This window comes from Halorubrum sp. Ea8 (assembly GCF_002252925.1).
Taxonomy (GTDB): Archaea; Halobacteriota; Halobacteria; order Halobacteriales; family Haloferacaceae; genus Halorubrum.
Map to the genome: position 1 here is coordinate 43333 of NZ_NHPF01000103.1, position 23568 is coordinate 66900.

Here is a 23568-nt window from a genome sequence, read left to right on the forward strand (position 1 = left end):
CCGGTGACGTTTACTCCGACAATGGACCGGCGGCGCTACGTGGAACTGGTCGGTGTCGGCGGCGCCCTCTCGCTCTCGGGTTGTCTCGGCGGGACGCCGGCGTCGGCCTCCGAAACGGCCGATTGCGGAACGAACGGGAAGACGCTGACGGTCGCGACGGCGACGACGACCCGGGACAGCGGGCTCCTCACGGAACTGGTCCCCGGGTTCGAGGAGTCGTTCGGCGTGACGGTGGACGCGATCGCCCGCGGCACCGGCGGGGCGCTCCGGACCGCCCGCAACGGCGACTGCGACGTGGTTCTCGTCCACGCTCGGCCGCTGGAGGACGAGTTCGTCCGCGCGGGACACGGGATCAACCGGCGCGCGGTCATGGTGAACGACTTCCTGCTGGTCGGTCCCCCGGACGACCCCGCCGGCGTCGCCGGCGCCGGCCCGGCCGAAGCTGTCGCGGCGATCGCCGGGAGCGAGGCGTCGTTCCTGTCGCGGGGCGACCGCTCGGGGACGCACCTCCGAGAGCGCCGCCTCTGGCGGGAGGCGGGGATCGACCCCGCCGGCTCCTGGTACCGCGAGTCCGGCCAGGGGATGGGGAACACGCTGGTGATGGCCGCGCAGTCCGGCTCGTACACCCTCACGGACCGCGGGACGTTCCTCAACGTCGACGCGGGCGGGCTGGCGGCTCACGTCGCGCGCGGCGTCGAGGACCCGCCGCCGCTGCTCCGGAACGAGTACGCCGCCATCCCGGTCAATCCGGCCCGGCACGACGCGGCGTATCCGCTGGCGATGGCCTTCCTCGGCTACGTCACCGGGCCCGGGCAGACCCGGATAGACGAATTCCGCGTGGGCGGCGAGCGGGCGTTCAGACCGCTCGCCCGGTCGCGGGAGCCGCGGTTCGACCAGTACGTGCCGAGCGACTGGTCGAACATGGAAGCGGACTGACTCCCTCGTCTCTCGGCTCTCTCGTCTGTCTCCTCCCTCGTCTCTCGGCTCTCTCGTCTGTCTCCTCTCTCGTCTCTCGGCTCCCTCGTCCCTCGACTGGCCGCGGCGCGGCCCCGGCCGACGGTTCCGCGAGCCACACGCCCAAGTACCCGCTCGCCCGAGACTCACGCGTGTACCGACGAGACCTCAGAGACGCCGACCACGACGGCCTCCTCGCCGACATGGCCGTCGCGGACCGCGTCGTGCAGGCCGCTGTCGGCCCGGACGGCCGGATCGCCTACGCGAAGAACCGCGAACTGACCACCGACCTCTGGCTGGCGACCGACGGCGGCGACGTCCGACTCACCAGCGAGGGCGTCTCCGCCATGCGCTACGGCCGGACCGACGCGCGGTGGCTCGACTGGAGCCCCGACGGCGACCGGATCGCCTTCGTCACCGCGGACGCCGAACTGGCGACCGTCGACGCCGACACCGGCGCGGTCGACGTGCTCACGGACCTGTCGGGAGGCATTTCAGGCCTCGCGTGGGGCGAGCCCGGCATCGCCGTCGTCACGGACGGCTTCTCGCGGGCGAGCCTCGCGGTCGTCTCGCCGGACGGCGACCGCGTCGAGGCGATCGCGAACGACGAGTACCTCTACGCCGACCCCCACTGGCAGGGCGACACCGTCGTCGCGACCCGATCGCGACACGCCGACCTGTTCGACTACGAGGCCGCGCTCGTCCGCGTCCCCCTCTCCCCCGCCGGCGAGAGTGAGGGCGACGAGGAGGGGGTCACGGAGCTGTTCGCCGAGCCGGGCGTCCGGGCGGCCTGCCCGCGCCCGCGCCCCGGCGACGACGGGGCGGTCGCGTTCGTCCACGACGGGAGCGGGTACGACGCGGTGTACGGAATCGACGGCGTCGCCGGAGGCGACCACGGCGGCGGTGACGCCGAGGGCGGCTCGCCGATCCCGATCTACGGCGTCTCGGAGACGGAAGTCGCGGCGCCCGAGTGGAACGACGCGGGCGACCGGCTCGCCGCGACCGCCACGAGCGGCGGTCGAACCCACGTGCACGCGGTCGACGTCGACGGACCGCTCGCGGACGCCGGCCTCGGAACCGAGGTCGATCCCGCGGACGCCGAGGACGCGATCGCGCTCGCGACGGGCGACGCGATCCACGGCGCGCCTCGGTGGGACGGCGACCGGGTGATCTCGGTTCGAGAGACGCCGACCGACCCCCCGGCCGTCGTCGACGCGGCGACCGGGGAGCGGCTCACGCCGTCGGCGACGGCGGGGTTCGGGGCGCGGCTCCCCGAGCCGGAGGCGTTCACATACGACTCGGCCGGGACCGAGGTCCACGCGGTGGTCCACCCGCCGGAGTCGGGCGCCGAGAGCGGGTCAGACGCCGAGAGCGGGTCAGACGCCGAGCCTGACACGGTCCCGCTCCTCGTGAAGCCGCACGGCGGCCCCACCGCCTTCGACGGCTTCGGGTTCGACCACCGCGCGGCCTACTTCGCGGCGCTCGGCTACGCGGTCGTCCGCCCGAACTACCGCGGCTCCGACGGCTTCGGCCGGGCGTTCCGGATGGCGAACGACGGCGACTGGGGCGGCGGCGACCTCGACGACGTCGTCCGGGCCGCGGACGCGACGGCGACGCGGTACGACGCCGTCGACGGCGACCGCGTCGGGATCTTCGGCGGCTCCGGCGGCGGGCTGATGACCGTGAACGCGCTGGGTAACAGCGACCGGTTCCGCGCCGGCGCCGCCTTCTACGGCGTGTACGACTACGAGACGTTCGTCGACGACACCGACGACGTGGGCTGGCAGCTCCTCAAGCGGGAGCTCGGCGACTTCGTCTCCGACCTCGACGCCTACCGCGACGCGAGCCCGATCCGGACCGTGCCCGACATCGACGACCCGCTCATGGTGCTCCACGGCGAGGAGGACGCCCGCGTCCCGATCAGCCAGTCGGAGCAGCTGGTCGAGGAACTGGAGCGCCACGACGTCCGCCACGAGCTCCGCCGGTACGAGGGCGAACCGCACGGCTTCGGAGAGCGAGCGCACGTCCTCGACGCGTACACGCGGGTCGCGGACCTGTTCGCGAAGTACTTGCAAGAACTCCCGGACGACGGGAGCAGTCGGCCGTACGAGCCGCCGGAGTAGCTCGCGGCGCGGCTCCGCTACCGCTCGCGACGCGGTCCCTCAGTCTGCGACGCGGCCTCAGTCCGCGATGCTCGGCGTCCCGAGGTACTCCTCGTTGATCTCGTACTCGCCCTCCTCGTTCTCGACCAGGTACTCGCCGTAGTAGGGGACGCGGTTGGCGACGACGGCCTCGAACGTCTCCGCGATCTCCTCGCGCGTCATCTCGCCCATCGACCGGAGGTCGTCGTTGCGGTTGAGACACCCCTTCAGGTACCCCTCGTGGGTGACGCGGACGCGGCCGCAGTTGGCGCAGAACTCCTCGTTCTCCACGGGGTCGACGATCTCGACCATCCCGCCGCCCTCGCCGTCCGCGTCCTCGCCGACGAAGTAGCGCTTGCGGTCGTGCATCTCGCGGTGCTCGATCCGGTCCGCCTCCTCGGCGAGCCAGTCGTGGACGCGCCCGATGTCGATGTTCCACTCCGGCTTCCCGGTGAGCTCCGGCATGTACTCGATGAGCTGGAGCTGGAGCCCCTCGTTGTCGGCGACGTGGTCGACCATCTCCTCGACGTAGCCCGCGGTGTGCGTGAACACGACCATGTTCAGCTTCACGGGGTCGAGCCCAGCGTCGACGGCGGCCTTGACGCCCTCCAGCACCCGTTCGTAGGCGCCGGACTTCGTCACCTCCGCGAAGTCGTCGGGGTCGAGCGCGTCCTGCGAGACGTTCACGCGGCTGAGCCCGGCCGCCTTCAGGTCCTCGGCGCGGCCCGGCAGGAAGGTGCCGTTCGTCGTCATCGACACCTCCATCGAGTCGGGCGTGCGCTCGACGATCTCCTCGAGGTCCTGGCGGAGCATCGGCTCGCCGCCGGTGAACTTCACGGAGTCGACGCCGTACCCCTCCGCGACCTCCAGGAAGCGGACCACGTCGTCGGTGCTCATCTCGTCGTCGCTCGGCTCCATCGGCCCCCGCGTATCGCCCAACCCCTCGTTGTGACAGTAGACGCAGTCGAAGTTACACCGGTCGGTGAGCGAGACCCGGACCCCCGTCACCTCCCGTCCGAAGTCGTCCGCGAGCGGCTCGGTCATGTCCGAACCGTGCGGCTATGATCGCTTAAATATCAGGGTCGTTCACGGGTTCAGGTAATCACCAACGGTTACGTTTTCGGCGGAACCGCCGACGATCGGGACCGGATCCGGGCCGAGGGCCGATCAGAGTTCGACGCGCAGCCCGTCGCTCGCGACGTCGACCTCGCCGTCGAACCCCGCCTCGCGGACGCTCCGAGCCATCTCGCGCTCTCGACCGCCCGTGTGCGGGTAGAGGTGCGACAGGAGCAGGGTGTCGACGTCGACGCCCGCGAGCGACGCGCCCAGCTCCGCGGGGTTCGGGTGGTTCGACACGTCGGTGCCGTCGGGGAACGAGCAGTCGTGGACGAGGAGGTCGCTCCCGTCGGCGAACGCCGCCATCCCCGCGAACGCCTCCGTGTCGCCGGAGAGCGCGAGCGGGCCGGCGGCGGGATCCGTGTCGGAACTCGGCGGCGAGAACCGATAGGCCAGCCCGTCCATCGAGTGGCGCGTCTCGCGGGCGGCGACGTCGAACCCGGCCGCCGCGAACGGGCGCGCCGCAGACACCTCCCGGACCGCGAGGTCGACCCGTCCGTCGAGGTAGTCGTGGACGTCGAGGAGTCCGTCGACGAGCGACTTCGTCCCTGTCGGGCCGACCACTTCGAGGTGTTCGGCGCCCGCCAGCCACCGGGCCTTCAGCAGGGGGAGGAGGGCGGAGACGTGGTCGAGGTGGTGATGCGTGAGGAGGACGGTCGAGACCCCCTCGTAGCCGGTCTCGGTGCCTGCGAGCCGCTGGAGGACGCCGCTGCCGCAGTCGACGAGGAGGGAGCGGTCGCCGTCGTCGAGGAGGTAGCCCGCCTGCGCGCGGTCGGGGACCGGCATCGCGCTGCCGGAGCCGAGGACGGTGAGCTCCATCACCCGAGCGCCCCCGCTCCGTCGGCCCCGCGTTCGTGCGGCGGTCGCCCCCCGGTTCCGGAGCCGCGCGGCGATTCGCTCCCGGTTTCGGAGCCGCGCGCCGGTCGCCTCCCGGTTCGGTGTCGGCGTCTCTCGCGGCACATCGTGGCTAACCGACGGTGACAGGCACGGTTAACTGTGTTGCGACGTCGGTCTCCGACCGACTTCGGGTCGGCTCGGCACCGACCGGACGGCGACCGCGTCTGTCGATCGGCCACCATTCCGCGGAACCGTTATGTGGGCCGACCGAAAGGGTCGGGGTATGCCAACGCACGTCGCGGTCGTCGGCGCGTACGGGAGCGCCGGTGTCGCCGCCGCCGAGCGGCTCGCGGACGCCCCGGACGTCGAGCTGACGCTGATCGACGACGGCGACCCCGGCGGGGGGCTCTGTATCCTCCGCGGCTGTATGCCCTCGAAGGAGGTGCTGTCGGCGGCCGAACACCGGTTCGCGGCGCGACACGACGACCGCCTCTCCGGCTCGCTCCCGGACGTCGATCTCGAAGCGGTCGTGGCGCGGAAGAACGAGCACACGTCGAGCTTCGCCGCTCACCGCCGCGCCGCCGTCGAGGAGCTCGCGGAGCGGGACGGGGTCGCGTTCCACCGCGAGGCCGCGCGGTTCGTCGGCGACCGCCGCCTCGCGGTCGGCGACCGGACCATCGATCCCGACTACGTCGTGATCGCGACCGGCTCGACGGTGAACCTCCCGTCGCTGCCCGGGATCGACGACGTCGAGGTGACGACGAGCGCGGACGTGCTCGACGCGGCGGCCTTCGGCGACTCCGGCGTCGTCATGGGGTTCGGCTACGTCGGCATGGAGCTGGTGCCATACCTCAGCGAGGCGGCGGGGATGGACCTCACAGTGATCGAGCACGACGCCCGCCCGCTCGACGAGGCCGACGCACCATTCGGCGACGCGCTGCTCGACTACTACCGGGACGCGTTCGACGTCGACGTGCTCACGCACGCGAGGGAGCGGCGCGTCGAGCCGACCGACTCCGGCGGCGTCAGGCTCCGCGTCGATCGCGACGGCGAGGAGACCGCGGTCGAGGCCGACCAGCTGTTCGCGTTCACGGGTCGCCGCCCGGCGCTCGACCGGCTCGGTCTGGAGGAGACGCGCCTCGACCCGGGGCGGGGGTGGGTCGACGACGCGATGCGGGTCCGCGACGACGACCGCGTCTTCGTCGTCGGCGACGCCAACGGGAAAGAGCAGATCCTCCACGTCGCCAAGGAACAGGGGGCGACGGCGGCAGAGAACGTCCTGCGGCACCGCGACGGCGACCCGCTCGTCGACTACGAGAACGTCCACCACCACGTCGTGTTCTCCGGGCTCGGCGTGCTCCCGTTCGCCCGCGTCGGGCACTCGGCGGCGTCGGCCGAGGCGGCCGGCCTCGACCACCGCGTCGTCACCCGCGAGGCGGCGGACGACGGCGTGTTCAAGACGAAGAACGTCCCGGAGGGGCTCGCCCGGCTCGTCGTCGGCGCCGACGGGGCGGTCCTCGGGTACCAGGGGCTGCACTACCACGCCGACGCGATGGCGAAGACGATGCAGGTGATAATCGAGACCGGGACGGACGTCCGAGACGTGCCCGACCGCGCGTACCACCCCACCACGCCGGAGATCCTCGACGGCCTCCTCCGGGAGGCGGCGGCGACGCTCGCGGAGTAGCGGCCGCCAGGCTCCCCGGTCCCGCGCCGTCGGCCGCCGCCGGACTCCCGCGCCGCCTACTTGATCAGGAACACCGGGACGCTCGCGTCGTCGGCGACGCGGTCGGAGACGCTGCCGAGCGACCGGATCCGCTCGCGCGGCGACTTCCCCTCCGGGCTCATCACGATCACGTCGATCCCGTTCTCGTCGGCGTAGGAGACGATCTCCGTGTCGGGCGTTCCCCGGAGGACGCTCGTCTCGACGGCGAGTCCATCTCCCTCGGCGCGCTCGGCGACCGCGGCGACCGCGTCCTCGCCCTGCGCTTCCAGGTCCTCGACGATCTCGTCGTGGAGGTCGCCGGAGTTCGCGGTCGCGATCCGCCGGTCGACGACGTACAACGCGTGGACCGTCGCGTCGTGGTCGCTCGCCAGCCGCAGGGCGTGATCGAGCGCGCGGTCGACCGCCTCACTGCCGTCGGTCGGCACCAGGATATCGTCGTACATACGCGACGGTTCGACGGGCGCCACAATAACGATGGGGTCTCGGATCCGGAGCGGCGGTCATATCGACCGGGCCTCGACGGTGGTCGCGGTCCGGAGCCGCGCGTCACCGATAGCGGGGCCACCGAAATAATTAAGCAGACTGTTAATTTATCAGTTAGATATTATATAATACATATAGCGCTGTTCCGACCGCCCCGCTTCGCGTCGGAGTCGGCGCCCGTGACGGCGACGTGCAACGCGGGGTCACGGAACCCAGTCGCCGGGGCGGACCGCGGCTTCCACCCGACGTTTCCCGCGGAGTTCGGAACGGACCGTTTCGGCAGTCACTCGAGTAATTGACGCATAACGCGCGTTTGGGCCGATACATCGCCGACTTCGCATCGACGGCGGCGTCCGACCGATCCAGCGGCCCGTCGATGCGATTCTGGCTTCTACCGGCCGCGACACGCTCTCGACGCGTTCGGTCCGCGGGCTGCCGGTCGGCGCTCCGGAGCCGACCGCGAACGGGTGACCGACTGGCCGATCGACGAAATATAAAAAGTAATGATAGTATATAAGTCTGATACGATGTCGTGTAGCGGCGATTCCCGACCCCGACAGCGCGCACGGACCCTCTCGCTCAGCGACGTCTCGTTCGACCCGGTCGCTATCTCCGGCGAGGCGGCCGGTTCCGGGTCCGCGTACACGGAGCCGTACCGCTTCGTTCCTCGCGCCCACTCGGAACGGTGCCGGTCCAGAGCTACGGCCTGACACGGATAAGTTGTTGGAGTACGGTACTCCGAACGGAGAGCCGGGTCAATCTTCTTTACGCCTTCGAGCCAAAGACGGGCCGCATGCTGCCGAGCACGTTATTCAGTGGCATTGATCCGGGGTGGGTGGCGCTCCTCTCTCCGGAGCTCGCGAGCCGCGCACAGTTCGGCTGGACCATCTCCGTTCACATCATTTTCGCGTCTCTCTCGATCGGTCTCGCGCCGTTTATGATCTATTTCACTTGGAAGGACGTGCGGACGGACGACGAGCGGTTCGCGCGACTGCGCTCGTTCTGGGTGAAGGTGTTCGCCGTCGGCTTCGTTATGGGGACGGTCACCGGGATCCCGATGAGCTTTCAGTTCGGGACGAACTTCCCGCAGTTCTCGGCGGTGGCCGGAGAGCTCATCGGCGGTCCGCTGGCCTTCGAGGCGAAGATGGCCTTCTTCCTCGAGGCCGTGTTCCTCGGCGTGCTGCTGTACGGCCGCGAGCGCGTCCGGGACGGGACGTACGTCCTCTCGTCGGTGCTCGTCGGCGTCGGCGCGTGGCTGTCGGGGTTCTGGATCCTGATCGTCAACGCGTGGATGCAGACGCCGAGGGGATACGAAATGGTCTCCCGGAACGGGATGGAGGTCGCCAGGCTCACGGACCCGAGCGCCGCGTTCCTCACCCCGCGCATGCCTTGGATGTACGTTCACATGATCAACGCGTCGCTGATCGCGGTCGCGCTACTGGTCGCGGGCGTCTCGGCGTACATCGTCTGGAAGACCCGCGAGTCGGCGGCGTGGAACACCGCGCTGAAGCTCGCCGTGGTGATCCTGCTCGTCACTGCGCCGGTGCAGGCCGTCCACGGCGACGCCTACGCCCGTCACGTCGAGGACACGCAGCCGCAGAAGTTCGCGGCCATGGAGGCCCACTACGAGACGGACGAGGCCGACTTGCACCTGCTGGCGTTCCCGAGCGAGGTCGACGCGCTCACCGACCCCCGCGCCGAGAACCTCGTCACGGTGAGCCTGCCCAGAGTCGGGTCGTTCCTCGCCAGCGGGGGCGACTTCGACGCCGAGGTGACCGGGTTGAACGAGTACGAGGAGAACCCGCCCGTCGCGCTCGTGTTCTGGTCGTTCCGCGCGATGGTCGGACTCGGCTTCCTGTTCATCGCGCTGGCGCTGTGGGGCGGCTACCTCACGTACGGCGGGCGGCTCTCCGACAGCGACCGCTACCTGAAGGCGATGGTCGCGGCGTCGCCGCTCGGATACGCCGCCCTGCTCACGGGCTGGTACGTCACCGAGATCGGCCGCCAGCCGTGGGTCATTCAGGGCGAACTCAGAACCGGTGAGGCGGTCTCCTCGACGCTGACCGGGGCGGAGGCGACCCTCACGCTGGCCGCGTTCGTCGTCGTCTACGTCGGGCTGGTGACGACGGCGCTGTACGTCCTGAAGTGGCTGATCCAAGACGAACTCCGAGCGCTCGGCGTGAACGAGCCGAGCGGCGACCGCTGGCGCGGTCCGCTCCCGGAGGTGAGCGACGATGACTGAGTCGCTGCTGCCGGTCGACGCCTATCTCGTCGCGTCGCTGCCGGAGATCTGGTTCGCCGCCGTCATGTTCGCGCTTGGGATGTACGTCGTCCTCGACGGGTTCGACTTCGGCATCGGGATGCTGTACGCGACGCGGACGACCGAACACGAGCGAGAGACGTTCCTGGCGGCGTTCGGTCCGGTCTGGGACGCCAACGAGGTGTGGCTGATCGCCTTCGCGACGATGCTGCTGGCGGCGTTCCCGCGCGTGTACTCCGCGCTGTTGGCCGACCACAATCTGCTCGCGATCGGGCTCGTCTTCGCGCTGCTGTTCCGGGGACTCGGTCCGGAGCTACGCGAACAGCGCGACGACGAGCGGTGGGAGCGGTACTGCGACTACGCGTTCGTCGGCGGCAGCGCCACCGCACCGCTGCTGTTCGGGATGCTCGCGGGTCGTTGGGCGTTCGACGTCGCGACGCTGTCGCTTCCGGCACTGCTCACCGGCGTCGACCTCGTCGCGGTCTCGATCGCCACGGGAGCGGCGTTCCTCGCGGCGAAAAGCGACCCGGACGTGGCGTCGGAACTGCGGGGGTACGGAACCGCCGCGACGCTGGCGTACCTCGGCGGGACGGTCGCGCTGCTGGCTTCCGTCGTCGCGACCGACGCGGGCGGCGCCGCCGAGGCGATCCGCTCGCCGCTCGCGGTGGCGGTCGTCGCCCTTTCGATCGCCGCGGGGCTGGCCGGGACCGTTCTGGCCAGACGCGGCGCGTACCGCGCCTGGCTGGCGAGCGCGCTGACGCTTCCCGCGCTGTTGAGCGTGCTGCTCGCGCTCCTGCTGTACCCGACGCTCTACCCGTCGACCGGGCTGAGCGTCAGGGGAGCGGTCGTCTCGCCGCTGGCGCTGAACCTCGTGACCGTCCTCGGGTTCCCCGTGTTGCTACTGGTGTTATGGTACTTCAAATTCCTCTACGGCGTGTTCAGCGGCCCCGTCGACGCCGAGGGGTACGGGAGCTAACCCGTCAATCGTCGACCGCGGGACCCCGACGCGGGATCCCGCTCGCTTCGGCGCGGGGAACGCCTCAGAGCGAGACCGTCTCTGACACCTTCCACCCGCCGTTCCGCCAGATAGCGTGGCCCTCGACGCCGTCGCCGCCGACGTGGTACCCCCGGTCGTACTCGCAGGCGCCGTCGACGGCGGTGAGGTCCGTCGGCAGGATGACGCCGTGAGACCGCGCTCGGGCGTTGCCGTTTCGCGTCGGGTCGCGGGCGAAGAGGTCGGTCTCCTCGAGATGGTGCGAGGCGGCGTACACGTCGGCGTCGACGCACCCGAACGTCGCGACGAAGCCGTCGCCGTAGCGCCGCCCGACGCAGTCCCGGACCGTCAGCTTCTCCGAGTCGTGGACGTTGACGGCGCGCTGGACGCGGTCGTGACCGTGCTCGGCCCCGCGGGGGTTGATCCCGTGGAAGTACGTGTTCTCGACCGTGAGGCCGTCGGCCCGCTTGGCGTACACCTCGACGGGGAAGTCGTTGCCGCGGGCGTTCCCCTCGACGTACGCGCCGGAGACGAGGGTCGCGTTCCCGCCCCGCGTCTCGACGCCGTAATCGTAGTTGAGCTGGCTCGTGCCGCCGACCATCTTACAGGCGGCGCCGCGGAACCGGACCCCCGCCCCGCGGTTCGCGGTGAACCGGCACCCCCAGAGGGTCGTCCCGTGCGGCGCCGCCGAGCGGTCGGTCCTGATCCCGTCGCCGCCACAGTTCCACGCTTGCACGTTGTACCAGTTCGTGCCGAAGGTGCCGGAGTCCGGGTGACCGTCGACGAGGACGGCGTGGTCGGCGGTCCGATAGAAGGTGAGGTTCTCGAACGAGGCGAACGGCGCGGCGCGGAGCCGCAGACCGATCCCGCCGCCGACGACCTTGAGGTCCTTGACGAGCGGGTTGTTCTGGTAGTCGCCGCTTCCGGCGCCGACGACCTCCAACACCGTCTCGTCCGTCTCGCCGGCGTCGATGACCGACGCCGAGGGGTGCCCCCCACAGAGGGTGACCTGTTTCTCGCGGCAGTCGAGTTCGATCGGGAAGGACTCGCCCGCCTCGGCGGCGTCGTACGAGGAGTGAACGTAGACGGTGTCGCCGTCGTCGGCGTCCGCCCACGCCTCCGCGACCGTCCCGTAGCCGTCCGCGCCGACGAGGCGCCGGCCGCCGATGTCGTAGTCGCTCGCCGTGGTCTTCCCGGCCTTCTTTTCGAAGCCCCCCGTTCCGTCTCCGACTGCGGCGGTGGCGGTTCCGGAAGAGCCGATGAGGCCTGTCGCACCGGCGATTTTCATGAACGAGCGTCGCGGCAGACCCTCTGCCACAGTATCCTGCGGAGTAGATTGTGATTCTGACACAGAAATATTGAACCGACCGAGAAACTTCAATATTTTATAACGTTAGCGTAAGCGGTCGTCTTACCCCCGAGTAAGGACGATGGCCGTTTCACACGGCCCGCACACGGGCAAGGTCGGCGCAGTGAGATACCGCAGACGGGGGGAGAATTCAACACCAGTCTCGGTCGCTCAGCGATATCGACCAGTTCGTGGGGTCGTCGAGCCGGGCGCCGTCGACCGTCCAATCCTCCTCACGGAGGTCCCCGCCCTTGCGGTCCTGCGGGCCGATCGGGCGGACGACAAGCGTCGCCGGGCGGCTCATTCGGGACAGCGGGAACGCGTCGTCGCTGTGGAAGCCGAACGCAGCCCGCACCTCGGGCGGAAGCCGCTCCGTCGCACAGACGACGGTTGTCGCCGTCGCCCGGTCCGCGAGCACTCGATCGGCAAGCCTCGCGATGACGGACGGGTCCGCACCGGACTGCGGAGTCACGTCTGTGAACTGTACGGTCGTCCCCCGCGCAGTCTTCCGAGATCCGACGACGAACCCGGCGACGTAGTCGCCGTTTCGACGGGCGAGGTAGGCGTCGTAGTCCCATTCGGGATTCTCGAACCGCCACTCGTAGAAGGTCTTCGTCTTGGCGGGTCGAAACGTTCCGTTATACGTGTGATCGTCGATGCTTGCCAGTTCCTCCGCGGGTAGTGTGGAGCGCCGCTCGATGGCCACGTCCGACGGCGCTTCACCCGTCCGGGCCACTCGTCGACGAACCCAGTGGTACGCGGCCGCACTACGGTTCGCTGTCGCTCCGACTAGCCGGTCGACGACCGCAGGAAGGCGTCCCGCCACGTACCGCTCGGGTCGCTGAATTCGGTACGCCGTCGGGCTGCTTCCCACGACCCGCCACCCGAGCTTCAGGTTCCCCGACATCGAGTTGGCGTTTGGATAATTGAAAAAAAACGGCACGTCCGATCCCCGGTACCCGTCGATCGCCGCTTCCGTCATCCGTGTGAATAGTCCGCACCGACGGTGGTCCGGGTGGACCATCGTGTCGCACGGCTGGAGGATCGGAACCCGGCCCGATCCGGTCTCCATTTCGAGCGCGAAGAACGACCGCGCACCGACGATCTCGCCTCCCGTTTCGGCGACGACGATCGGGACGTCGTCCACGTACGGGTTTCGCTCGTACTTCCAGGCAAACCACTCGGAGCCGGGGGCACCGTCGAAGACGGTCGCGAACAGGTCGAGGTATGCCTCCCGGTCCGTCGGTCTGTAACCCCTGATCGCGTACTCGCCGCTCATCGTCAGTCGTTGTCGGTTCGGTCGGTTACCCGTCCCGCGCCGGCTTTAGTGGCGGTTGTCGCGGGCCCCGAATCGGTCTCTGCGGAGATCGGCTGACCGCCACGGACGCGTCTCGAAACATCACCCATCGTTTCAACGCGGAGATCGGTCGAATCGACCCGGTCACGGAGATGCTCGAGTACCGGGCGCAACCGCCCGCCGTCGCCGTCTGCCTCAAAATCGTGAGGGTGGAACCACAGGTGGAACACGCCGTCTGATGCGGCCGCGGCGTCGATCCCGCGTTTCGCCTTCGCGACGACCGGATCCCGACTGACGGCCGTAACGGCGCTTCGCGCCGAGCCCTCAAACCCGTAGAGGAACAGCGACGCAGGCACGTTCACGAGTCCGTATTCGTCCACGGAGGGCGTGACGATCGGGGGTGTTCCCGCCCAAGCGACCGCGTCGCGGAGCTTCCCGAGGCGCCGACGGAGGACCGTCTGGCTGGCGATCCGAGGGTTCGGTCCGCGGTAGCAGTCGAAGCCGTTTTCGGCGAGTCGCCGCCGATGGCCCACCCGGTTGACCGGGTAGACGAACGACGTGGGTGCGCTCCCCGAATCGCGCAACGCGGCCGCGCTCTCGGCGAACTCGCTGTCGGCGCTGGACTCGGTCATCCCGTCGCGGTCGAACCGCCAGTGGGTGAACCCGTGGCTTCCGATCTCGTGGTCGACGCTCGCCAATCGAACGGCGTCCACGAGGTCGGGGGCGAACCAGACCTCCTTCGGCGGGACGCCGTCGACCGACTGATCACAGCAGCGCTCTCCGGAAGGGTGATCGGAGTGCGGCCGATCGCAGTCGCTCAACGCCAAGTGGCCGACGATCGACCACGTCGCTCGGACGTCGAACTCCGCAAACAGGTCGAGGAGTCGGTACCAATTGGAGCGGCCTTCCCGAACGAACTCCCCGGACGGCACGTTACTGTGGCGCCCCCAGCCCAACTCGCAGTCGAGAGAAATGACGACGGATCCGGTCATGAGGTTCCCTCCGCTTCCCGCCGTGTTTATTATGGTTCGGGTAAGGATCAGTCACGACGGAACCTCCGCAGAGATGTGGTACCAGCGTCCCCGCCGCACAGAGGTGTGTTACCAGCGACCCCGCCGTCTGGTCGACCGCGTCGCCTCTCTCACTCCCACCGCTCCGTGCGTTTCGGCTCCCGACACCCGTGACGACTGTATCGTAGCCGTTCGGCGCTGCTGATCGGTGTATCGTACCCTTCGGCGCTGCTGATCGGTGCGACACTCAACGCCGTCTTGGGAGCGATGTCGACATCGACTTTGTCACCGGGTAATAAACACCTCTCCCTCCCTCCACTGACTAATTAATGACCGCTCAGGAACACGCGGGCGCCCGCGTTCGGCTCGCCGACGCCGAGCCCTCGGACGGGGACCGCTGGTCCCTCTTCGTCGGCGGCGACACCATCGTCGAGTCGACATTCGCAGCCCAACCCTTCGGCCCCTCCCTTCGGCGGCGGATGCGGGACGCCGACCTGACGGTACTCAACCTAGAGGCGGCGATTGAGGGGACCGGCGATCCGCTGACGAAGTCCGGCGCGATCAAACGCACCGTCGAGCGGACGCCCGAGGTACTCGCGGACGGCGGCGTCGACGCGGTGACGCTCGCGAACAACCACGCGATGGACCTCGGGCCGGACGGGCTGATCGAAACGGTGTTGGCCCTTCGCAGGGCCGGTATCGGGGTCTGTGGCGCGGGGACGGACGCCGCGGACGCGCTGGCCCCCCACCGGGAACGCGTCGGGGAAGACTCGGTGGAGGTGGCGCTGTTCGGTGTTTGCGAGCGGGAGTTCGGCGTCGCCGAGACGAATGATCCAGGCACGGCGTGGATAAACCACCCCAACGCCCGGCGGCGCGTGGCGGAGACGGCCGACTCAGTGGACGTGACGCTGCTGTTCCCCCACGGCGGTATCGAGTACGTCCCCTTTCCGCCCCAAGAGCGAACCCGACAGCTCAGGCGGTTCGTCGACGACGGGGTTGACGCCATCGTCGGCCACCACCCCCACGTTCCACAAGGCTGGGAGGTCGTGGACGGGACACCGCTGTTCTACAGCCTCGGGAATTTCCTGTTCGAACAGCAGCAGCGACCCAACACTCGCGAAGGACTCGCGCTCGAACTCTCGTTTAGAGGAACGACGCCGGTGTCCGTCGGCCTCGTACCGGTCGTGTTCGACGACGGTCGGGTCAGGGAGATAACGGACGAGAAGCGCAAGGCCGCGTTAGTCCGGCGCGTCCACCGCCTCGGGCGACTCACCGCCGAGGAACTCCCCCCGCACTGGCAGGAGGTCGCCGACTTGGTGTTCCTCCAGCGGTACGCGAGTTGGCTCCGCGAGGTCGGCGGTGGAGATCCGATGAAACGGCTGTGTAATCCCGGAGACCACCTGCGGAAGGGAGGATTGTGGGACGCGGACGACCGGGAGTCCGAGCTGCTCATCCTGCTCAACCTGATCCGGAACGAGTCGCATCGCGCCGTCATCGAGACGGCCCTCGAGCTTCGAACGGGTATCGCGACCGATCACCGGACCGCGGACACCATTGAACTGACACGGGAACTGCTTGAGGAGACGGAGGACAGGCGGATCATCGATCCGCCGTCGAAGTCCCGGCTCCGGGTGGAATCGCTGGTGAACCGTCTCGCCGGCGATTTTCCGGGGTTCCCGTGACACTCCACTGACGACGGGTTCTGAACTGCTACGGAGTCGGGGTGGTCAGTCCACGACCCGCTCGACGAGCGAGGTGGCCCGGGCACCGACGGGGTCCGGAAGCCCGGCGACGCCGCGCTTCACCTCGTCGAGCGTGACCAGCCGCGTCGCGATCGCGACCGCGACGTAGACGACGAACCCGGTCGGCGGCACGAGCGCGAGCGTCGGGAGGGTCCCCGCTATCGCGTTCGCGAGCGGGTGGATGACCGCCCCGGTCGCGCCGGCCGCGACGGCCACGCGCCCGAGCCGGAGATCCGACAGCGGTCGGTAGCCGAGTCGGCGGGCGCCGGCCACGTGGAACAGCGGGAGCGACCCGTAGCCGACCGACGTGGCGATCGCGGCCCCCTCGATACCGTAGGTCGGGATCAGGAGCGCGTTGAGCGCGACGTTGATCAGCGCCGACAGCCCCGTCGCGGCGATCATCACGCGGAGGTCGCCCTTCGCGTGGCTGACGGCGAGGATCGGGCGAGCGATCGCGAAGCCGATCGTTCCGGGCAACAACAGGAGCAGCGGCGGGACGGACGCGACGTACGCGGGACCGGCGTACAGCGGGACGACGTCCCGCGCGAGAACCGCTAACCCGACGGCGAGGAGCATCGTGAGCACCAGCGTGTACCTCGTGATCGCGCTCGACAGCCGAGTCACCTGTTCGGTCTTCCCCTCCGCCCACAGGTTCGACGTCGACTGGATGATCACCGACTGGAGCGCCCGGGGGACGAACCAGAGGAACTCGGCGATCACGAGGGCGATCTTGTAGTAGCCGACCTGTGCGCTCGCGGTGAACCGCTCCAACATCAACACGTCGACGTGGTACAGCGACGTGAGGAGGAAGATGTACACCACCGAGAGGTGGTTGAAACTGAGGAGCCTCGACCGCGGGAACGACGCCGGCGTCGGCGTGAACACGCTCGCGAGCGAGAGCCGTTTCGAGATGAAGTACAGCGACAGCGCGATCTCGATGACGCGGGCGACGAGGTGCCCGAGCAGCACCCCGAGCACGCCGTAGTCGAAGTAGACGAAGGCGACCGCGAACGCGCCGAACGACACCTTGTGCACGACGCCGATCGGCTCGGAGACGTGCTCCAGTTTGAGCCCCATCAACACCCGGCGCGCGTACTCGCCGAACTGCGAGGTGAACACGAGGAGACCGAGCACGGAGGCGTAGCCCGCGAACTCCTCGCCGAGCGCGGCGTCGACGAGTCCGATCTGCGCCGCGCCCACCAGCAGCGCCGATCCGAGGAACGCGAACAGGGCCGCGAATCGGAAGTAGAAGCCGAACACGTGGTCTTTCCACCCGTCGACGTCGCGCTCCTCGGAGATGAACTTCCGCGTCCCGCTGTTGACCCCGGAGCTGACGAGTATCATCAGCAGCCCGAACATCGCCATCAGCGTCGCGTACTGCCCGTAGGCGTCCTCCCCGAGAAGCCTGACGAGCAGGGGCGTGATGAACACCGCCGCCGCGACGATGACGAACTTCCCACCGACGACCGAGAGGAACGCGGAGGCGAACGTTCGCTTCACGGGGCGCTCTCGCCTCGACTCGTTTCCCCGTCGGCGAGACCGAACCGGCCCAGCGGGCGTCGACGTCGCCCCGCCCGGCTCCCCGCGAACTCGCGCGTGGCGACCGGAATCGCGTCGCGCGGTCGGCTCGGCTCCGCGGCGGCTCCCGGCCTCGTCGCGCCGTTCGCGGGGGAACGACGCCGTCGTCGTCGTGTCGTGCTCACGGCTGGTCGTGTGCTATCCGCCGTCGGGTCTTTCTTACCCGGCTGCTAAGGTGCCCGGTCCGCGATCGCGGATCGGATCGCCGCCCGCCCGTCTGCCGACGCGTCTCCCTCCCGTCGATCGACCGTCGTCCGGTCGGTCGCTCCGTCGTCCGAACGCCGCCCGCTTCCGAACGTCGACTCGAACTTCGCGACGACGAGGTCCTCGATGACGAGGAGGTCCAGTCCCGTGCCGAAGAAGTCCTTGATCGCTTCGATAGGTTCGGTCACGATCGGCTCGCCGTGATCGTTGAACGAGGTGTTGAGCAGCACCGGCGTCCCCGTCAGCTCCTCGAACTCGCGCAGCAAGCGGTGGTATCGGGGGTTCGCGTCCGCGCTCACGGTCTGGGGGCGCGTCGTTCCGTCCGCGGGGTGGAGCGCCGCCGGTATCTCGTCCCGCTTCTCCGGCTCGACGTCGAAGCTCCTGATCATGAACGGCGCCGCGGTCGCGTCCACGAGGTAGTCGTCGGCCGCCTCCTCGACCATCGAGGGGGCGAACGGCCGCCACTCCTCGCGGTGTTTCACGGAGCGGTTCACCCTGTCCCGCGACGCCTCGCTCCGCGGGCTGGCGAGGATGCTCCGGTTTCCGAGCGCCCGCGGGCCGAACTCGAGCCGGCCCTGGAACCACCCCACGATAGCCCCAGACGCGAGCGCCTCGGCGACGGTCCGCTCTAAGTCGTCGGGTCTGGCGTACGCGAGCTTGTTGGTCTCGATCCGTTCCTCGACGGCGTCGACGTCGTACTCGGGCCCCCAGTACGCCGTCTCCATCGGCTCGACGTCGGTCGGATCCCGGTCGATCCAGCCGGCGCCGAGCGCCAGGCCCGCGTCGTTCGAGGCCGGTTGAACGAACACGTCGTCCACCGACGGGAGCTCCATGACCCGCTTGTTCAGCTTGCAGTTGAGCGCGACGCCGCCCGACAGCCCGACCCGGCCGGTGCCGATCCGGCGACAGTACGCGTCGACGATGTCAGCGACCGTCTCCTCGAGCAGCGCCTGTGCGGTGTGGGCGAGGTCTTTCTCCCACTGATCGAAGTCGGTGGGCTCCGCCTTCGCGGACCGTCCGAACAGCTCCTCGAGCCGCTCGACCCCGTAGTCGGTCCCCCACCGCCCCGTGAGCCCGGTCACGTCGTAGTCGACGCCGGTGTCGATCACGCTCCGGAGCGCCGACTCGATCGCGGGGTTCTCGTTCCCGTACGGCGCGAGCCCCATCACCTTCCCCTCACCGTTGAACATCCGGTAGCCGAGGAACTCGGTGACGACGGCGTAAAACAGGCCCAGGCTGTTCGGGTGGTCGTACGTCCGTACCCGTTCGAGCCCGTCCGGCGTCCCGTGCCAGACGACGGTCGAGTCGTACTCGCCCTTCGCGTCGATGGTGAACACCGCCGCCTCGTCGAACGTCGAGGGGTGGAACGCGCTCGCGGCGTGACACGCGTGATGGGACCGGAGCGACACGGGCGGGACGGGCGTTCCGATCTCCGCGAGGCGGTCGGTGACCTCCGCCTTCGGGAAGTACCGCGCGACCAGTTCCTTTCGGACCGCGTTCGAGAGGTTGTTCAGCTTCTGTATCGCGCCCCCGATCCGGATCGAGTCCCGGAGGTGGTAGCCGAGGATGTTCGATCGGAGCGCCGGGTCGTACGGCAGGACGACCTCGTCGACGTCCGATAGGTCGAGACCGCGGAACTCCAGACACGCCTCGATGGACAGCGAGGGGAAGGTGGCCGTCGCGTGCTTCCGTCTCGTCAGCCGTTCCTCTTCGATCGCGAAGCGGAGCTGACCGTCCTCGAAGAGCGCGGCGCTCGGATCGTGTCGACCGTAGAGGCCGACAGCGGGCTTGAACGAAAGGGTGTACTGCGGCATGTCACGCCCGTCGTCCGCGACACGGTAATTTACCGTGGGGATAAACCCGCGATCTCGGCACCGCCCACCATCGCCGGAGGGCGTCGCGTCGCCGATGGAACGCGCGACCCCGATCGCCCGCGATCAGCGGCCGGCAACGTCGGGGTCGCTCGTCCCCGAGTCGCCGTTTCCCCGACGACCGGCTATCGGAGATCGACCGCCTCGCCGTCCGCGTAGACGGTCGCGCTCCCGTCGACCGAGACGGACTCGACGACTCCCGTGAAAGCGTAAGAGTCGGGCTCGTTGGTGGTGCGGCCGGTGACGGTGCCGTCGTCGGCGATCGCGTCGTAGCCGTTGCGCGTCGCGCCGTGCGCGGTCGACTTCTCGACATCGCCGTCGACGGTGAACTCGTAGTGGGCCGTCGCGCCGCCGCCGTCGATCGTGATGGTGGACGCCCCGAGGAACGCCGGTTCGATCCGGTCGCCGTTCAGCGAGACGGCGACGTCGCCGTCGGCCTCGAAATCGAGAACGGGCCCGGAGAGGCGGTAGGAGTCGGGTTCGTTAGTCGTGCGGCCGGTGACGGTGCCGTCGTCGGCGATCGCGTCGTAGCCGTTGCGCGTCGCGCCGTGCGCGGTCGACTTCTCGACGTCGCCGTCGACGGCGAACTCGTAGTGGGCCGTCGCGCCGCCGCCGTCGATCGTGAGCACGTCGGCGCCGACCGACTCCGCCTCGACCGCGTCCCCGTCGACGGTCACGTCCACCGGCGCGTCGGCGTCGAAGTCGACGACGCTCCCGGTGAACCGGAAGGAGTCGGACTGGTTCGTCGTCCGGCCCGTGACGACGCCGCCGTCGATCCCGTCGTAGGCGTTGATCTCGGCTCCGCCGGCTGCGGACGACGTCACGGCGCCGTCGACGGCGAACTCGTAGCGGGCGGTCTCGCCTCGGCCGGTGACCGTGATCGTCCGCTCGGGTCGCGTGATCAGGCCGTAGTTCCGCAGGTGGCGCCACACGGCGGCCGACGTCCACGCGACCTGCCGGGCCATCGACAACCCGTTGTACACCGTTTCGAAGATGATCGACGGCGTGTCCCGGTCGGCGCCGATCTTGTGTTTGAGCATGTCCGCCGTCCCGTCGACGCTGGACGAGCCGGTGAACGCGTACGTCGGCATCGACGCCGGAACGTACTCGTCGTTGAGGAACGCGCGGACGTCCGCGGCCTGGTCCCTGGCGTCGCCGGCCCGCGTGGGAAACACCGCCTGTCCGACGCCCTCGTCCTCGCTGTGGATCCCCCGAGAGCTGTGGAGGTCCCAGACGAAGTCCGGGTCGTGTTCGACGACCACGTCGTCCCAGATCGCCTGCGCCAACCTGCTTTTCGGCCGTTCGCCCGCCGGGAAATGCCGGTTCAGGTCCCAGGTGCCCCACGGCCGGTGGCCGGCCTCGATGGCCGGGACGTTCGCTCGGGGGAGGACGACCAGCGTCCCGGCGTCGATCCGCCAGTCTTTGATCCGCTCCGCCGCCCGGTAGCCGCACGCCTCGTTCCCGTGGAGACCGCCGACGACGAGGACCGTCGGCCCAGAGGCCGCGCCCTCCGTCACGTAGACGTCCGTCTCCTCCTCGGTTCCCGTCCTGATCGAATAGCTCGTTCGATCGGACGCCGCGGCCGCGCCGCCCGCCGCCCCGAGCCCGCAGGCCGCGGCCGCGGCGGCACCGATTCCCCTGAGGACCGTCCGCCGCGTGCTGTGCAGTTCCGCCGTCCGCTCACTGATTGCCGAGTTCATCTGTCTCTGGATGGATCCATCCGAACGACACACATATACTATTTCTAACATTTAGGGAAGCGGGTCCCTCACCTCGCGGTAAGCGATCGGCGCGCCGCGGCGGCCGGAAGCGAGCGGTGCTCGAAACCGTCCGTCGAGCGGGGCCGGCATTAGACGGCCGATAATTAACCCCCTCGCGGCCGTCGGTACCGTATCGTGGTTCCGCGTTACCGCCGCGTCCGACCGGGCCGCCTCGAAGGAGTCGGCCTCGTCGGCCAATTCGGTGGCATCGGCGCGCTTCGACGACACGCCTGCCGATCGCTCGGCCGAGACGGTGGTGACGAGCCGGGATGAGACAGGACGTCCCGATCGCCCTCCTCGGCCTCGTCGCCGGCGCGGCGATGCTGGCGGTCAACCTCGTCGTCTCCCACCCGCTGGCGAAGACGATCCCGCTGACGGTCATCGCCGCGTGTTCCGTCTACCTCCTCGCCCGGTGGCGGCCCGACGCCGACCGACCGACTGCGGCGCTGTTCGGCTATCCGCAGGTCGGCCTCGCCGTCGTCCTCTTCGGCGTCGCGCTGCTCGTCGCGCTGTCGGCGCTGACCGGCGGTCGCTCGGTTCCCTTCTACGTGATCGCCAGCCTCCTCGGTACCGTCGTCCTCCTGCAGCTCTACTTCACGCCCGAGGAGTTTCTCCACCCGCCCGCGCTGCTGGCCGAGGTGGTCCTCCTCGTCGCCGCGCTTCGGTTCCCGGCGCTGTACGCGGTCCCCGGCTACACCGGCATCGACGTCTGGATTCACGTCCCGGACATGACCCGACGCCTCGTCGAGACGGGCAGCGTCGCCGGGATGGGCGACTCGAAATACCTCGGCGCGCCCCTGTATCACCTCCTTGTCGCCGTCACGTCGCTGTTCGCCGATGTCCCGCTCCGCGCGGCGCTGTACCTCTCCGTCGGGACGGCGCTGGTCGCCTCCTTCCCACTGGTGTTCGCCGCAACGCGGTACCTGACCACGGTCCGGTGGGCGCTGTTCGCGATGGCGCTCTACGGGCTGGCGGGGTACGTCACCCGCTGGAGCATCCACCTCATCCCGACGAGCATGTCGATCGCCATCTTCCTCGGGATCGTCTTCCTGTTCGTCAGGCGGTTGGAAGGAGTCGCCTCCCTGCGAGACGACGCCGCGCTCGTCTTCCTCTTCCTCGCGCTCGCGTTGACCCACCAGCTGTCGTCGGTCATCGTGTTGACCGTTCTCGGCGCCGCGCTGCTCGCCCACGTCGCGTACGTGTCACCGGTGTTCCCGCTCGCGAGAGCCTCCGGCGGTCGGGGCGTCACCGCCGGGACCGCGACGACGTTCGGCGTCGCGACGGCGACGCTATTGGGGTACGTCGTCTTCAACTCAGGGCTCCTGTCGTTCGTCTGGAGCCAGACCCCGTACTACGGGGAGACGCTACTCAACGGCGCCGTCACGAGGATGCGAGAGAACGTCGCGACGCTCTCGGCGGGCGGAGGGGCCCCCGAGCTCGGCGAGGACGTCGGGGGCCCGGACGCGCTCCCGTATCAGTCGCTGCTGACCTACCTCGACAGGCTGGGATTCCTCCTGCTGCTGTTCGGAACCACGGTCGGGACCGCCGTGACGACGCGGGCCGAACGACTCCGGGAGTCGACCGCGGTCCTAGTCGGGTGGGTGGCGGCGCTGCTCGCTGTCACGCTCGTCCCGCCGCTGTTAGGGATCAACTCGCTCCTGCCCGGTCGCTGGTACCCGTTCCTGTACGTCGGGATGGCGATGCTCACGGCCGTCGGGTTCGGGTACCTCCGCCGCGACTTGGCGGCGCCGGCGTTCGTCGCCGTCGCGGTCCTGTTCGCGCTCGTCTATCCGGGGGCGATGATCCTCTCGACCCAGGCGACGCCGGACGCGCCGGCGTTCGACGAGCACAACGTGAAGTACAGCTACACCGAGTCCGAGCTCGCCGCCGCGGAGACGCTTATCGAGCGCACGACGATGGACGGCGGCGGACCGATACACGCCGACCACCCGTACGTGCTGACGCTCAACCGCCTCGGCGACGTGCGGTTCGGCGTCGGAACCGTCGGCGAGAACGGGACGATCTCGGACGACAGGGCGATCTATCGGTCGTATCAGTCGTCGGACGCGCCCGTGTTCAACGTCGGCGGGGAGCAGCGCGTCCGACAGCTTCCCGAGGACGCCGTCTGCGGGCCGACCAGAGACAGGGTGTACACGAACGGCGACCTCCACCTCTGTCCGCGATAGCGGGCGTGCGGTCGCCGGCGGACCGCGGTCGCTTCCGTCGCCGATCGGTCGCGACCGTCGC

General features: G+C 69.3%; 16 protein-coding genes. 7 read left to right on the top strand and 9 right to left on the bottom strand.

What is annotated here, in order from left to right; translation table 11 throughout:
• Nucleotides 1-21 precede the first annotated feature (21 nt).
• Both DJ74_RS11840 and DJ74_RS11845 read left to right on the top strand, forming a co-directional pair.
• On the top strand, nt 22-936 hold the full coding sequence (locus DJ74_RS11840) for a substrate-binding domain-containing protein (protein ID WP_094527374.1): 915 nt from the start codon (nt 22-24) through the stop codon (nt 934-936).
• A 170-nt stretch (nt 937-1106) separates the two neighbouring features.
• Nucleotides 1107-3077, top strand: a complete 1971-nt coding sequence (locus DJ74_RS11845) for a prolyl oligopeptidase family serine peptidase (protein WP_094527375.1) — start codon at nt 1107-1109, stop codon at nt 3075-3077.
• 57 nt (nt 3078-3134) lie between these two features.
• Here the strand turns inward: DJ74_RS11845 and moaA are convergent, their stop codons facing one another.
• Both moaA and DJ74_RS11855 read right to left on the bottom strand, forming a co-directional pair.
• Nucleotides 3135-4139 (bottom strand): GTP 3',8-cyclase MoaA, encoded by a 1005-nt coding sequence (gene moaA, locus DJ74_RS11850; protein ID WP_094525740.1) that lies wholly within the window; start codon nt 4137-4139, stop codon nt 3135-3137.
• A gap of 123 nt (nt 4140-4262) precedes the next feature.
• Complete coding sequence (locus DJ74_RS11855; RefSeq protein WP_094527427.1) at nt 4263-5030, bottom strand: MBL fold metallo-hydrolase; 768 nt, start codon at nt 5028-5030, stop codon at nt 4263-4265.
• 301 nt (nt 5031-5331) lie between these two features.
• Here DJ74_RS11855 and DJ74_RS11860 point away from each other — a divergent pair, with 301 nt between their 5' ends.
• On the top strand, nt 5332-6735 hold the full coding sequence (locus DJ74_RS11860) for an NAD(P)/FAD-dependent oxidoreductase (protein WP_094527376.1): 1404 nt from the start codon (nt 5332-5334) through the stop codon (nt 6733-6735).
• A 56-nt stretch (nt 6736-6791) separates the two neighbouring features.
• Here DJ74_RS11860 and DJ74_RS11865 read toward each other — a convergent pair whose 3' ends face one another.
• A complete protein-coding gene (locus DJ74_RS11865) occupies nt 6792-7217 on the bottom strand; it encodes a universal stress protein (RefSeq protein WP_094525742.1) in 426 nt (141 codons plus the stop codon).
• A gap of 833 nt (nt 7218-8050) precedes the next feature.
• On the opposite strand from DJ74_RS11865, the gene DJ74_RS11870 reads away from it, so the two are divergent.
• Together DJ74_RS11870 and DJ74_RS11875 are read left to right on the top strand one after the other, a co-directional pair.
• Nucleotides 8051-9499: a cytochrome ubiquinol oxidase subunit I gene (locus DJ74_RS11870; RefSeq protein WP_094527377.1), complete on the top strand. Its 1449-nt coding sequence runs from the start codon at nt 8051-8053 to the stop codon at nt 9497-9499.
• Nucleotides 9492-10493, top strand: a complete 1002-nt coding sequence (locus DJ74_RS11875; RefSeq protein WP_094527378.1) for a cytochrome d ubiquinol oxidase subunit II — start codon at nt 9492-9494, stop codon at nt 10491-10493. Before DJ74_RS11870 ends, DJ74_RS11875 begins: the two co-directional genes overlap by 8 nt.
• A 64-nt stretch (nt 10494-10557) precedes the next feature.
• Here the strand turns inward: DJ74_RS11875 and DJ74_RS11880 are convergent, their stop codons facing one another.
• From DJ74_RS11880 to DJ74_RS11890, 3 genes are all read right to left on the bottom strand, one after another.
• Complete coding sequence (locus tag DJ74_RS11880) at nt 10558-11799, bottom strand: right-handed parallel beta-helix repeat-containing protein (protein ID WP_094527379.1); 1242 nt, start codon at nt 11797-11799, stop codon at nt 10558-10560.
• Nucleotides 11800-12010: 211 nt separating this feature from the next.
• Nucleotides 12011-13138, bottom strand: a complete 1128-nt coding sequence (locus tag DJ74_RS11885; RefSeq protein WP_094527380.1) for a GNAT family N-acetyltransferase — start codon at nt 13136-13138, stop codon at nt 12011-12013.
• Nucleotides 13139-13140: 2 nt separating this feature from the next.
• Complete coding sequence (locus DJ74_RS11890; RefSeq protein WP_094527381.1) at nt 13141-14148, bottom strand: polysaccharide deacetylase family protein; 1008 nt, start codon at nt 14146-14148, stop codon at nt 13141-13143.
• A gap of 347 nt (nt 14149-14495) precedes the next feature.
• On the opposite strand from DJ74_RS11890, the gene DJ74_RS11895 reads away from it, so the two are divergent.
• Nucleotides 14496-15848 carry a CapA family protein gene (locus tag DJ74_RS11895; protein WP_094527382.1) on the top strand — a complete coding sequence of 451 codons (1353 nt, stop codon included), beginning with the start codon at nt 14496-14498 and terminating at the stop codon, nt 15846-15848.
• Between the two features lie 45 nt (nt 15849-15893).
• Here the strand turns inward: DJ74_RS11895 and DJ74_RS11900 are convergent, their stop codons facing one another.
• The 3 genes from DJ74_RS11900 to DJ74_RS11910 all read right to left on the bottom strand — a co-directional run bounded on the left by DJ74_RS11900 (nt 15894) and on the right by DJ74_RS11910 (nt 21261).
• Nucleotides 15894-17408 carry an oligosaccharide flippase family protein gene (locus DJ74_RS11900; RefSeq protein ID WP_094527383.1) on the bottom strand — a complete coding sequence of 505 codons (1515 nt, stop codon included), beginning with the start codon at nt 17406-17408 and terminating at the stop codon, nt 15894-15896.
• Nucleotides 17409-17656: 248 nt separating this feature from the next.
• Nucleotides 17657-19504 (bottom strand): carbamoyltransferase C-terminal domain-containing protein, encoded by a 1848-nt coding sequence (locus DJ74_RS11905; RefSeq protein ID WP_094527384.1) that lies wholly within the window; start codon nt 19502-19504, stop codon nt 17657-17659.
• A gap of 182 nt (nt 19505-19686) precedes the next feature.
• Entirely contained in the window at nt 19687-21261 is a 1575-nt protein-coding gene (locus DJ74_RS11910) for a succinylglutamate desuccinylase/aspartoacylase family protein (protein ID WP_176451108.1), read from the bottom strand.
• A 329-nt stretch (nt 21262-21590) separates the two neighbouring features.
• Between DJ74_RS11910 and DJ74_RS11920 the strand changes: the two genes are divergently transcribed.
• Complete coding sequence (locus tag DJ74_RS11920; protein ID WP_094527387.1) at nt 21591-23507, top strand: hypothetical protein; 1917 nt, start codon at nt 21591-21593, stop codon at nt 23505-23507.
• Nucleotides 23508-23568: the final 61 nt, after the last annotated feature.

What these genes read in the sequence shown, in the direction of transcription:
- DJ74_RS11855 (WP_094527427.1), bottom strand. Translation starts at nt 5,030, where the DNA reads ATGGAGCTCACCGTCCTCGGCTCCGGCAGCGCGATGCCGGTCCCCGAC.
- moaA (WP_094525740.1), bottom strand. Translation starts at nt 4,139, where the DNA reads ATGACCGAGCCGCTCGCGGACGACTTCGGACGGGAGGTGACGGGGGTC.
- DJ74_RS11920 (WP_094527387.1), top strand. Translation starts at nt 21,591, where the DNA reads ATGAGACAGGACGTCCCGATCGCCCTCCTCGGCCTCGTCGCCGGCGCG.
- DJ74_RS11880 (WP_094527379.1), bottom strand. Translation starts at nt 11,799, where the DNA reads ATGAAAATCGCCGGTGCGACAGGCCTCATCGGCTCTTCCGGAACCGCC.
- DJ74_RS11865 (WP_094525742.1), bottom strand. Translation starts at nt 7,217, where the DNA reads ATGTACGACGATATCCTGGTGCCGACCGACGGCAGTGAGGCGGTCGAC.
- DJ74_RS11910 (WP_176451108.1), bottom strand. Translation starts at nt 21,261, where the DNA reads ATGAACTCGGCAATCAGTGAGCGGACGGCGGAACTGCACAGCACGCGG.
- DJ74_RS11875 (WP_094527378.1), top strand. Translation starts at nt 9,492, where the DNA reads ATGACTGAGTCGCTGCTGCCGGTCGACGCCTATCTCGTCGCGTCGCTG.
- DJ74_RS11895 (WP_094527382.1), top strand. Translation starts at nt 14,496, where the DNA reads ATGACCGCTCAGGAACACGCGGGCGCCCGCGTTCGGCTCGCCGACGCC.
- DJ74_RS11870 (WP_094527377.1), top strand. Translation starts at nt 8,051, where the DNA reads ATGCTGCCGAGCACGTTATTCAGTGGCATTGATCCGGGGTGGGTGGCG.
- DJ74_RS11890 (WP_094527381.1), bottom strand. Translation starts at nt 14,148, where the DNA reads ATGACCGGATCCGTCGTCATTTCTCTCGACTGCGAGTTGGGCTGGGGG.
- DJ74_RS11905 (WP_094527384.1), bottom strand. Translation starts at nt 19,504, where the DNA reads ATGCCGCAGTACACCCTTTCGTTCAAGCCCGCTGTCGGCCTCTACGGT.
- DJ74_RS11840 (WP_094527374.1), top strand. Translation starts at nt 22, where the DNA reads ATGGACCGGCGGCGCTACGTGGAACTGGTCGGTGTCGGCGGCGCCCTC.
- DJ74_RS11885 (WP_094527380.1), bottom strand. Translation starts at nt 13,138, where the DNA reads ATGAGCGGCGAGTACGCGATCAGGGGTTACAGACCGACGGACCGGGAG.
- DJ74_RS11860 (WP_094527376.1), top strand. Translation starts at nt 5,332, where the DNA reads ATGCCAACGCACGTCGCGGTCGTCGGCGCGTACGGGAGCGCCGGTGTC.